Source organism: Streptomyces sp. NBC_00259 (assembly GCF_036181745.1).
GTDB classification, from domain to species: Bacteria; Actinomycetota; Actinomycetes; order Streptomycetales; family Streptomycetaceae; genus Streptomyces; species Streptomyces pratisoli.
In genome coordinates, this window is record NZ_CP108080.1 from 6,891,918 (window position 1) to 6,903,679 (window position 11,762).

The window sequence follows — 11,762 nt, forward strand, 5'->3', positions numbered from 1 at the left end:
GGTCGCGCCGGGGGCATTGACAAGCTGACGCATCGTCAGGAACGTGGGGCGCATGCCGACGATGCGCAAGCGTCTCATGGGTGTCCTGTTCCTCATCACCGTGTCCCTGGCCGTGGCGGGTGTGCCCACGGCCGCCGCTCCCGTGGCGGCCGGAACCGGGCCCGGGCACAGGAGCGGGCCCGCGCCCGGATCGCACTGGTTCGACGAACAGGCGGCCGCCTCCTTCACCGTCCAGGACGGCCGGTTCGTGGACGGACTCGGCCGCGAGGTCGTCCTGCGCGGATACAACGTCTCGGGCGAGACCAAGCTGGAGGAGAACGGCGGCCTGCCCTTCGCCTCCGTCGCCGACGCCGAGAAGTCCGCGCAGGCGCTGCGCACGCTCGGAGGCGGCAATGCCGTGCGCTTTCTGCTGTCATGGGCGCACGCCGAGCCCGTACGCGGCCAGGTCGACCACGCCTACCTGGCTGCCGCCACCGCGCAGATGAGGGCGTTCCTCACGGCCGGGATCCGCGTCTATCCGGACTTCCACCAGGACCTGTTCTCCCGGCACCTGTTCCACGAGGACAGCTGGTACACGGGGGACGGAGCCCCCAAGTGGGTCGTCGACGCCGGGGGTTACCCTCGGGAATCGTGCGGGATCTGCCTCTTCTGGGGACAGAACATCACCCAGAACCAGGCCGTGACGAGAGCGACGTACGACTTCTGGCACAACAAGGGCGGCATCCAGGACGCGTTCCTCACGACCGCGCAGACCACCATGGCCCACCTCGCCGGACATCTCACCGCCGCCGAGTTCGCCGGCGTCGTCGGCTTCGACCCGTACAACGAGCCGCACGCGGGCTCCTACGACCCCGGTCAGACCAGCCGCGCCTGGGAGCGCGACATCCTCTGGCCCTTCTACGAGAGGTTCCGTGCCCGCATGGACGCGGCGGGCTGGCGCGACAAACCCGCCTTCGTGGAGCCGAATCTCTTCTGGAACGCCAACCTGGACTTCCAGAAGCAGGAGGGCGGCCTCCTCGACGCGGGCCGCCTCGGTCCGAGGTACGTCTTCAACACGCACTTCTACGACCAGAAGGCGATCTCGGGCGTCTTCATGTGGGGCAAGGCGAAGGACGGCCAGTACGCGGGCGACTTCGGCACCGTCCGCGACCGGGCGTCCGCGACGGAAACGGCGGCCGTCGTCAGCGAGTTCGGTCATCCCCTCGGCGGAACGGTCGCCGACAAGGCCCCGACCGTCCTCAAGGCGATGTACCAGGCCCTCGACTCCCGTCTCCCCGGCGCCACGTGGTGGTCGCGCCCGGAGGACTCGGGCCCCGTCCTGTCCGGCACCCAGTGGCAGTGGGACATCTACCACGGCCGCCACCACGAACCCATGAACGGCAACCCCGACAAGGTCCTGACCGCCGCCGACGCCTGGAACGACGAGGACCTGTCGTCCGTACGCCTCGACGACACGGGCACACCGGTCCTCCGCCAGGACACCCGCCTCCTGGACCGCCTCTACCCGAGTGCCACGGCCGGCCGCGTCCTGGCCTTCACCTACGAGGACCGCTCCCGCGACGGCTCCACCACTCTCACATGGAACCCGGTTCCGCCGTCCCTGCCGCGGGTCCGTGAACTCGTCGGCAGCGGTCAGTACGGACTGCTGCTGTGGCGCTCGGACGGCACTTTGGCCCCGACCGAACTCCACCTCCCCGCCTCGTTCGACCCGGCGCGGACCACCGTGGTCTCGGACCTCGGCACGGTCCACGCGCCTCCGTCGTACGGCAACGGGACCCCGATCGCCGTGGCCCCCGAGCCCGGAGGAACGGGCAGCCGCCGCCTGCTCCTCACGGCACCGCGGACCGGCGGCCTGCACTACGCCCTGATCACCAACGGGTCGACGGCCCCGTCCGAGGACCTTCTGCGCGGTGCGCGTGACGAACTGTCGGCTTGGGCCGCGACCAGGCGCTGAGCCGCATCGGCCGGGGCTGCGGGCGTCCCGTGTGGGTGGGAGCGCCTTGAGCGCCCGGCCGATGCCGGATGGGGAAGCCGGGGTCAGGACACCAGGGACCACTTCTGGTTCGCGCTGCCCGTGCAGGTCCAGAGCTGGGTCGGGGTGCCGTCCGCCGGGTTGTTGTCGAGGACGTCGAGGCACTTGTTCGCCGGGATGTTGACCAGGTCGTCGGTCGCGGCGTTGTACGACCAGCGCTGGGCGCCCGTGCCGTTGCAGTCCCACAGCTGGACGCGGGTGCCGTCCGCCGTGCCCGCGGAGGCGGCGTCGAGGCACTTGCCGAGGGCGCGGACCGTGCCGTCGGTTCCCACGGTCCAGCGTTGTGCCGCCGAGCCGTTGCAGCCGTAGAGCTGGACGGGTGTGCCGTTGGCGGTGTTGGCGGCCGCGACGTCCAGGCATTTGCCCGAGAGGCCCCGGAGTGTGCCGCCGGAGCCGCCGGTGTCGGAGGTGGTGACGCGGACGTGGTCGACGACGAGCTGTTGCGGGAAGACGGTCGAACCGTCCGGGTCGCCGGGCCAGTAGCCGCCGACCGCGAGGTTGAGGATGAGGAAGAAGGGCTTGTTGAAGACCCACTGGCGGCCGCCGAGGTCCGCGGGTGTGCGGCGCTGGTACACGTTGCCGTCGACGGACCAGGTGATGGAGTCGGGCGACCAGTCGACGGCGAAGGTGTGGAAGGCGTCGGCGAACGCCTGGCCGCCGGGCAGGGAGTACGCGGCGCCGATGCCGCCGCTGCCGGAGTAGCCGGGGCCGTGGAGGGTGCCGTGCACGGTGCTCGGCTCGAAGCCGACGTTCTCCATGACGTCGATCTCGCCGCTGGCCGGCCAGCCGACGTCGCCGATGTCGTTGCCGAGCATCCAGAACGCGGGCCACATGCCCTGGCCGCGCGGCACCTTCATCCGGGCCTCTACGTGCCCGTACGTCTGGGTGAAGCGGCCCGCGGTGTTCAGGCGCGCGGAGGTGTACTCGCACCGGCCGTACCAGCACTGGTAGTTGCCCGGGTTCTCGCGTCGGGCCGTGATGACCAGTTGGCCCTGGCCGTTCAGCGAGGCGTTGGCGTTGCCCGCGGTGTAGTACTGACGCTCGTGGTTGGCAACGTTGTCGCCGGTTTCGATCTGCCACTTGCCGCCGTCGACGGCGGATCCGGCGGGGCCGTCGAAGTTGTCCTCGAAGTTCACTGCCTGAATCGCGGCGGCGGATGCGGCAGGAATGGCGGATGCGGCTGCGGGGCGCGGCGCGGCCGCGGAGCCGGGTGCCCAGCTCAGCGCGGCGGTCAGGGCCGCGACCGCCAGGGCGACGCCGCGGAAGGAGTGTGGGCGTATCCGAAGGGGCATGTGACTCGCCTCGGTCTCTGCGGGAGGGGGTGCCGACCGCACGGTGACGCCGGCCGGGAAAGGGACCGTGGAACGCGGTGGGGCGTGGGGGGTGTTTGGTCCAGACCTGTCTCGGGCAGTGAAGCGCCGTTGATGCGTCCCTGTCAATGCCAAGGCTGAGAGCGCTCTCGCACCCCGTGAAGGGCGTCGCCGCGCCGCCCTTTCGCGGCCGTGTGAGCTCCGGTCGGGTGGGTCGGCTGTCGAGGTGCGTCAAGTCCGCATGGATCCTGCAAGTGGTTTCGCGAAGTCGGGGCCGTGATCTGTGCCACTACTGGGCTGCGGGGTGGTCGATGCCGAGGCGTCGAAGTGTCCGTGTGACGCGCATTGATGATCACTCAACTCGCGGGTAGGGCAGCGCGCGGTAAGCGGTTGTGTGCTCGTGCTTCACATATGGAGCTTCCTCCAAAGTTCTGTGCAGAAGTGGAGTGTTAGCGTCCACGGCCTTGAAGTTGAACCTCGAACGGAGGGACTCGTGGCGCATCTGCACCACTTCAGCGCCGGATGGCTGTCGCCTGTCCTTGCGTACGCCATGGCCTGCACAGGAGCCGCGCTCGGACTGCGCTGCACCGTACGGGCCTTGGCGGCGGAAGGACGGTCCCGGCGCAACTGGCTCGTGACGGCATCGGTCGCGATCGGCTCGGGCATCTGGACGATGCACTTCATCGCCATGCTGGGGTTCGGAGTCGAGGGAACGGCGATCCGCTACGACGTTCCGCTCACCCTGCTCAGCCTGCTGGTGGCCATGGCCGTCGTCGGAGCGGGCGTCTTCACCGTCGGCTACGGACGGCACCGCGGGCGCTCGCTGCTCCTCGGCGGACTCGGTGCGGGCCTCGGTGTCGGGGCCATGCACTACCTCGGGATGGCCGCGTTGCGGCTGCACGGCAGCGTCGGCTACGACCTGCCGATGGTCGCCGCCTCGCTGGGCATCGCCGTCGCCGCGGCGACGGCCGCGCTCTGGGCCGCCCTGGTGGTCCGCGGCGCCGCGGGCGCGGTGGTCGCGGCCCTCGTCATGGGAGCCGCGGTGTGCAGCATGCACTACACCGGCATGGCCGCCGTACGCATCCAACTCGGACCGGGGCAGGGTGTGCTGGACGGAGCGACCGCCATGGAGTTCGTCTTCCCGCTCGCCGTGCTTCTCGGCTCGTTCCTCTTCCTCGCGTCCGCCTACGTGGCCCTGTCTCCCACGGCACGCGAGGACGCAGAGAGCGCCGAGGCCGCCGCGGCCTCACTGCTCGCCGACGCCGACGCCGACGTCGACGCGGACGCGGATGCCCGGGCGGACACCCGGGCCGACACCGACGCCGGTGCCGACCCCCGCGCCGCCGCCGGTGCGCACGCCGGCTGAGCCCCCGCCCACCCGAATCCCCGCACCCCCCGAATCCCCCTGCCCCCGACTGCTCGAGGAAGTGATGAGCACACTCCTGGTGCCACGGTCCATCCGGGCGAAGATCGTCTGCCTGCTGATGGTGCCGGCGGTCTCCCTGATGGCGCTGTGGGCCTTCGCGACCGTCACGACGGCGCGCAGCGTCTCGGAACTCAACCAGTACGAACAAGCCAACTCCACCCTCCTCGAACCCGTGGACTCGCTCGTCGCAGCCGTGCAGTCCGAGCGCTCGGCGGCCCTGCGCCGGATCGCCGCTCCCAGCCGTGAACGGGCCGAGTCCCTCACGGACCGCGAGAGGGCCACCGACGCCGCCGTCGCGGCGCTCGGCCGCGGCATCCGGGCGAGCAGTCTGGACGCCGGTGCCGTGGGGGCGGACTTCACCGGACGCGCCGACCGTCTGGTGGCCGGCCTCGAAGGTCTGCGCGGGCTGCGCACCAAGCTGCGCGGGGACGACGCGGGGTGGCGTGAGGCGTACGACGCCTACAACGGCACCGTCGCCCAGGCCTTCGCCCTGAAGGCGACTCTGGCCGGAATGCGCGGTCCGGACACGCCTTCCGCGGCACGGGTCGTCCTCGAACTGGCCCGCGCCCGCGAGATGATCGCCCGCGAGGACGCCCTGATGGGTGCCGCGCAGGTGGCCGGGCGTATGACCCGCGCACAGTTCCAGGAGTTCATCGGGACCGCCCACACCCAACGGCAGCTCCTCGCCGCCTCCGTGGACGATCTGCGGCCCGCCGACGCGGCCGCGTACCGCAAGGTCCTCGCCGGGCCCGGGCTGCGCGACCTGCGGGCGATCGAGGACGGGATACGCGATGCCGGTGAGGCCGAGGCCGCCGGGCCCGTCGCGACGGCCGCCCGCTGGAGCACTCCCGCCCGGAACGTGCTGCAGGACCTCGCGCAGGCACAGCGCAACGCGACCACCGTGGCCGCCGACGCCGCCGATCCCCTGTCGTTCGCCGTCCTCGGCGGCTCGGGCGTCGCGGTCGTCCTCGGACTCGCCGGTGTGGTGCTGTCGCTCGTGATCTCGGTCAGGATCGGGCGGGGCCTGGTCGTCGAGCTCGTCGGTCTGCGCAACTCCGCCCTCAGGCTGGCCGGCCGTGAACTGCCGGAGACCATCGCGAGACTGCACGCCGGCAAACCCGTCGACATCGACGCGGTGGCACCCATGCGGGCCCACCGCGACGACGAGGTCGGTCAGGTGGGTGCCGCGCTGGTCGCCGTCCACCGCGCCGCGGTCACGGCCGCGGCGGAGCGGGCCGAGGTCCTGCACGGCATCTCCGGTGTCTATGTGAACCTCGCCCGCCGCAGCCAGGCCCTGCTGCACCGTCAGCTGGCCCTGCTGGACACGATGGAACGACGCAACGAGGACCCGGTCGAGCTGGAGGACCTGTTCCGGCTCGACCACCTGACCACCCGCATGCGCCGTCACGCGGAGAGCCTCATCATCCTGTCCGGTGCCGTGCCGGGACGTGCCTGGCGCCGGCCCGTGCCCCTCATGGACGTCGTACGGGCGGCCGTGGCCGAGGTCGAGGACTACGACCGGGTGCAGATCCTGGACCTCCCGACCGTCCTGCTGCCCGGCGCGGCGGTCGCGGACCTGACGCACCTCCTCGCCGAACTCATCGAGAACGCCACGGCGTTCTCACCCCCGCACACCAAGGTGGGGGTGTCGGCGGAACGCGTCGGATCGGGCATCGCCCTGGAGATCGAGGACCGCGGGCTCGGCCTGGACCGGGCCGCGCTCGCCGAGGCCAACCGGCGTATCGAGGACACCGAACGGGTCGACCTGCTCGACAGCGGCCAGCTGGGACTGTTCGTCGTCAACCGGATCGCGCACCGCCTGGACGTACGTGTGGCACTGCGCCGCTCGGTGTACGGAGGTGTCGTCGCCGTGGTCCTGCTGCCGGGCCGGCTGGCCGGCGAACAGATCGAGGAGGCCGTCCCCGGTGAACCGGAACCGGCCGTGGAGACCACCTCGGGTCTGCCCCGCCGTGCCGCCGCACGCCCCCGAGCGGTCCTGCCGCCCGAGGACGCCCCGGCGGCCCGCGCCACCGGCCCGGCCGCTCAGGCTCCCGCCGCCGCTCCGGATCACGGTGCTGCCGCTCCCGCTCCCGCTCCCGCCGCCGCCGCTCCGGTGCACGCGGCTCCCGCCGCTCCGGCGCCGCTCCGCGCGGCGCAGGACCCGGCTCGCACGGGGACCACGCAGGAGACGTCGGCGCCCGGCGCCCTGCCGGCCACGGCTCCCGCCCCGGAGCCGCCGCACCCGGGTGACCACACCCGGGCGGCCGACCGTGCGCCCGTCGGCGAAGACCACCTGGCGTCCGCCGGACGGGCCGAGCTGCCCCGCCGGGTGCGCCAGGCGGGACCGATGCCCGAACACGCCGACGAGGAAGTCCCGTACGACCTGCACGACCCGCACGGCCCGCACGACCCGCACCGCCCGTACGCCGCGTCCGACCGCAGCGCGCCGGTGCGGGAGCGTCGCGCCGGGAGGACCCCCGAGCAGGCCCGCGCCGCCATGGCGTCGTTCCGCTCGGGATGGAGCCGCGGCCAGGCCGCCGGGACGGCGCCGCAGCAGGGGGAGAGCAAGAAAGACACCGCAGGCGAAGGAGAGAGCCGATGAACGGCAACCCGCAGCGTTCCGGTGACCTCAGCTGGCTTCTGGAAGAGCTGGTCACCCAGGTCACCGAGATCAGGCACGCGATCGTGCTGTCCGGCGACGGACTGCCGGTCGGCACGTCGAAGGCGCTGAGCCGGGACGACGGGGAGCGGTTCGCCGCGATCGCCTCCGGCTTCCACAGTCTCGCCAAGGGCACGGGGAGGCACTTCCGCGCGGGCCGGGTCATCCAGACCCTCGTCGAGCTTGAGGAGGGCTTCCTGTTCGTCGTCGCGGCGGGCGACGGTTCCTGTCTCGCCGTGTTCAGCGACGCCGACGCCGATGTCGGCCTGGTCGCCTACGAGATGGCGCGACTGGTCAAGCGGGTCGGAGCCCATCTCGGCACCCCGGCCCGTGATGTGGCCGGAGTGATGTCACGCATCGATGACTGACCCCGACCGCCGCTGGTACGACGAGGAGGCGGGCCCGCTGGTGCGCCTCTACGCGGTGACCACCGGCCGGGCGCGCCCCAGCGGCGAACGCCTCGATCTGATGACCGTCATCCATGCCCTGCCGGGGACCGGCCCCGACCCCGTGCTCCCGCCCGAGCAGACGGCGATCCTCCGGCTGTGCCGCCCCAGGCCGCACCCGGTGGCCGACATCGCGTCCGACTCAGGACTGCCGTTGGCCGTCGTACGGGTACTTCTCGGCGATCTGCTGGAGGCGGGCCTGATCCGGGCCACTCCTCCGGTACCGCCGGCCCAACTCCCCGACGCACGCATCCTCAGGAGAGTGATTGATGGACTCCGAGCCCTCTGACGCGCACGCGCCCTTCCTCGCCCTCAAGATCCTCGTGGCGGGGGGTTTCGGGGTCGGCAAGACGACGTTCGTCGGCGCGGTCAGCGAGATCCGGCCGCTGAACACGGAGGAACTCCTGACGGAGGCGGGCCGGTCGGACGACAGCCTGGACGGGGTCGCCGACAAGCGCACCACGACCGTGGCGCTGGACTTCGGCCGGATCACGATCGGCGACGACCTCGCGCTGTACGTCTTCGGCACTCCGGGCCAGGACCGGTTCTGGTTCCTGTGGGACGAGCTCGCCCGGGGCGCCCTGGGCGCGGTGGTGCTCGCGGACACCCGGCGGCTGCGGGACTGTTTCCCGGCCGTCGACTACTTCGAACGGCGCCGGCTTCCGTTCGTCGTGGCCGTCAACTGCTTCGACGGCGACCGCGAGTACACCGCGCGGGAAGTGGCGTCGGCCCTCGATCTGGACCCGGGAACGCCGGTGGTGCTGTGCGACGCGCGGGAGCGTGAGTCGGGGAAGGAGGTCCTGATCACGCTGATCGAGCTGGCGGGCGGCTTCGCCGTCCCCGACGCTCCGGTGGAACCGGTGTGACGGACCGCAGGTGACCGGGCCGTCCCTGACCGAGCGCAGGGCGGCCCCGGCCTGACCTCGTCCGAGCGCGGGTGACCGGGCCGTCCCCGACCGACCGCCGGGGCCGGCCGGCCCGCCTGTGACCGCGCGTCACAGCATCTGTCGCCGCACCAGTTCGTGCAGTCGCCCGCCCGTGTCCGCCAGCAACTGCGCGGGCGGGCCCTGCTGTACGACACGCCCCTCCGCCATGACGATCACGCGGTCGGCGTCCATCACCGTCGACAGCCGGTGTGCGATGACCACGCGGGTCGCCCTCAGCGCGCGGGTGCTCTCGGTCACGATCCGCTGGGTCGCGTTGTCGAGGGCACTCGTCGCCTCGTCGAAGAACAGCACCCGCGGCCGGCGGACCAGCGCCTGGGCGATCATCAGTCGCTGCCGCTGGCCGCCGGAGATCGCCCCGCCGCCGGAGATCATGGTCTGCATGCCCATGGGCATACGACGGATGTCCTCAGCGAGACCGGCCATCTCGGCGGCCTCCCAGGCCTCTTCCTGGGTGAACGGTTCCGCACCGCAGATGCAGTCCAGGATCGATCCGGTGAACGGCTGGGCGTTCTGCAGGACGACACCGCACTGGCGGCGCACGGCCGCCTGGTCGAGGGCGGCGAGGTCCTGGCCGTCGTACAGGACACTGCCCGAGCCGGGCTTGTCGAAGCCGATGAGCATCCGCAGCAGGGTCGACTTGCCGCAGCCGCTGGGCCCGACGACCGCGACGAACTCGCCGGGCCGCACCGCCAGGGACACGTCGTCGAGGACCAGCGGACCGTCGTCGGTGTACCGGAAGGACACCTTGCGTGCCTCGATCGCCCCCGACAGCTCGCCCGGCTGCGTGCTGGCCCCCCGTACCTCGGGAGCCTCGTCCAGCACCGGCTTGATCTGTTCGAACATCGGCAGGACGGCGGCGGCCGAGACCAGGGCGCCGGTCAGCTGTGTCACCGACGCCAGCATCATCGTCACCGCGGTGTGGAAGGTCAGGAACTCACCCGCCGTCAGACTCCCGCGGGCCGGACCCGCCAGCAGCATGAACATGATGAGCGCGCAGAGCGGCAGATAGACCGCGTCGAGGACCGTCGTCAGATTGCGGATCCGGCCCGCCCGCCGGTGCAGCTCCCGGCTGCGCGCGAACTGCTTCGCCCACGCCGCGTACGCGAAGCTCTCCGCCGCCGCCACCCGTAGCTTCGGCAGGCCCCGAAGGGTCTGGAACGCCTGGTTGTTGAGCTTGTTCCCGAGTTCCACGAGCCGACGCTGCCAGCGCAGCTGCCACAGCCCCATGCCGAGGAAGACGGTACCGATGACGGTGAGCATCCCGATCGCCGCCAGGGCGAGGGGGACGCTGTAGGCGAGCAGCAGGAGCAGGTTCATCGTCCCGACCGTGCTCGCCTGGACGACCACCGGTCCCACGCCGGACAGCAGCCGCCGGATCGAGCTGATGCCCATCGCCGCGCTCGCCAGCTCTCCGGTGGAGCGCTCGGCGAAGAACTTCGTGGGCAGCCTCAGCAGCCGGTCCCACACGGCGGGCTGCAGCGTGCTCTCGATCCGGCCCTCCATCCGCAGGATGGTGAGGTTCTGCAGCAGCATGAAGGCGGCCGAGACGACGCCGGCGACCATCACGGCCACCGACACCTGCACGATCAGGCTGGTCTCGGCGTTCGGTACGAACACGCCGAGCACCTTGCCGGTGGCGATCGGCACCAGCGCGCCGAGGGCGACCGTGACGAGGCCGGCGATCGCGAGACTGCGCAGATCCGGACGGCTGCCGTGGAGGCTGAAGCGCATCAGCCGCCACAGGCTCATCGGCCGTTCCGGCAGCGGCCGGTAGAACATGACGGCCCGCGGTTCGAACTCCTCCGCGTTGTCGTCGTCGACGGCGATCCGGCTGCCGGTGGCGGGATTGACCGCCTGGTAGCCGCCGCGCCGCCACAACAGCGCCACCGGGGCACCGGACTTGGCACGGTGGCCCACCAGCGGGCCGGTGTTCTCCCGCCACCAGGTGCCGTCGAGCCGGACCGCGCGGCTACGGACACGGGAGGCGAGCGTGATGCGCTCGACCGGGCCGACCCGTTCGTCGACCGGTCCGCCCTGCGCGGGTTCCGCGAGCGTGATCCCGGCGGCGGAGGCGACGAGCCGGCACACGGCGTAGGCGGCGTCGTCGGAGACCACACCCGCCGTACGGGCCGCGGGAGCCCGGCGCGAGCGGCCGATGGAGGCCAGCAGCGCCTGGTCGGCGCCCGCGCGCACCGCCTCGCCGGCCTTGATCCCGGCGGCCGCCCGGTCCTCGTGGGCCCGCTCCAGCCGCTCGATCCATCGGTCGAGCCCCGAGAGCAGCCGGTACTGCTGGTTGACCATCTGCTGCCACAGCGCACCGTCGACCAGCAGGTCGGCCGCGGCGTCCGCGCTGAACGCGGCGCCGTACTGGACACTGCCGGGGAAGACGGGCAGCCACAGGATGTCGTCGTCGGTGACCGTCTCCTCGTCGGTCGTCCGGCCGTCCAGCGGCGCCTCGAACAGCACGCGCTGGCCGCGTCCGACGCCGAGCGCGAAGGCGTGCTCCAGCAGGCTGAGGGTGCCGTCCTGGCTGTCGTACTGGCTCTGGTAGGGCGTCTGGTACGACCACGGGTCGCCGTACGCGGCCGGCTGGTGCAGCTCCCGCAGCGGGATGCGGCGCAGCACACAGCCCTGCAACGGCCTGCCGACCAGCGTGTGCTGAGGACCTTCGACCGGGCCGAGCAGCAGGGTGCCCGTCTCCAGCCGGCCGAGGAAGTGCCAGTGACCCTGCTGGACGGCGTCGACCGCGAAGAGGTCGAGCGCGCCGCCCACGACCAGCCACAGCACCTGCGGCCCCTCCAGCGACAGACTGCGCAGCCCGGAGCAGTCGACGTACTGTCCCAGGCCGCCGAGCGCGGCGAGGACCGTGTCGTCGGGGTGCGCGGCCGTCCCCGGACCGGGTCCGCTGTCGCCGGCCTGCTGAGCGGCCTGCTGAGCGGCCT

General features: G+C 72.0%; 8 protein-coding genes. 6 read left to right on the top strand and 2 right to left on the bottom strand.

From position 1 onward, the window contains the following. Window positions 1-52: 52 nt before the first annotated feature. The gene (locus tag OG766_RS30920) at window positions 53-1,954 is read left to right on the top strand and encodes a cellulase family glycosylhydrolase (RefSeq protein ID WP_328726729.1); all 1,902 of its coding nucleotides are present in this window, start codon (window positions 53-55) and stop codon (window positions 1,952-1,954) included. Window positions 1,955-2,037: 83 nt separating this feature from the next. Here OG766_RS30920 and OG766_RS30925 read toward each other — a convergent pair whose 3' ends face one another. Continuing rightward, window positions 2,038-3,324: a ricin-type beta-trefoil lectin domain protein gene (locus OG766_RS30925; RefSeq protein ID WP_328726731.1), complete on the bottom strand. Its 1,287-nt coding sequence runs from the start codon at window positions 3,322-3,324 to the stop codon at window positions 2,038-2,040. Between the two features lie 511 nt (window positions 3,325-3,835). On the opposite strand from OG766_RS30925, the gene OG766_RS30930 reads away from it, so the two are divergent. The 5 genes from OG766_RS30930 (at window position 3,836) to OG766_RS30950 (ending at window position 8,739) form a co-directional block, all read left to right on the top strand. Next, window positions 3,836-4,708 carry an MHYT domain-containing protein gene (locus OG766_RS30930; RefSeq protein WP_328726733.1) on the top strand — a complete coding sequence of 291 codons (873 nt, stop codon included), beginning with the start codon at window positions 3,836-3,838 and terminating at the stop codon, window positions 4,706-4,708. A 64-nt stretch (window positions 4,709-4,772) separates the two neighbouring features. Then, the gene (locus OG766_RS30935; protein WP_328726735.1) at window positions 4,773-7,370 is read left to right on the top strand and encodes a sensor histidine kinase; all 2,598 of its coding nucleotides are present in this window, start codon (window positions 4,773-4,775) and stop codon (window positions 7,368-7,370) included. Further along, window positions 7,367-7,795 carry a roadblock/LC7 domain-containing protein gene (locus tag OG766_RS30940; protein ID WP_266386205.1) on the top strand — a complete coding sequence of 143 codons (429 nt, stop codon included), beginning with the start codon at window positions 7,367-7,369 and terminating at the stop codon, window positions 7,793-7,795. Before OG766_RS30935 ends, OG766_RS30940 begins: the two co-directional genes overlap by 4 nt. Continuing rightward, a complete protein-coding gene (locus OG766_RS30945) occupies window positions 7,788-8,162 on the top strand; it encodes a DUF742 domain-containing protein (protein ID WP_266386202.1) in 375 nt (124 codons plus the stop codon). The genes OG766_RS30940 and OG766_RS30945 overlap by 8 nt, the downstream gene beginning before the upstream one ends. After that, window positions 8,143-8,739 carry a GTP-binding protein gene (locus tag OG766_RS30950; RefSeq protein ID WP_266386199.1) on the top strand — a complete coding sequence of 199 codons (597 nt, stop codon included), beginning with the start codon at window positions 8,143-8,145 and terminating at the stop codon, window positions 8,737-8,739. The genes OG766_RS30945 and OG766_RS30950 overlap by 20 nt, the downstream gene beginning before the upstream one ends. A gap of 129 nt (window positions 8,740-8,868) precedes the next feature. On the opposite strand, the gene OG766_RS30955 is transcribed toward OG766_RS30950, so the two are convergent. Then, window positions 8,869-11,664, bottom strand: coding sequence for an NHLP bacteriocin export ABC transporter permease/ATPase subunit (locus OG766_RS30955; RefSeq protein ID WP_266388695.1), 2,796 nt, complete (start codon window positions 11,662-11,664; stop codon window positions 8,869-8,871). Window positions 11,665-11,762: the final 98 nt, after the last annotated feature.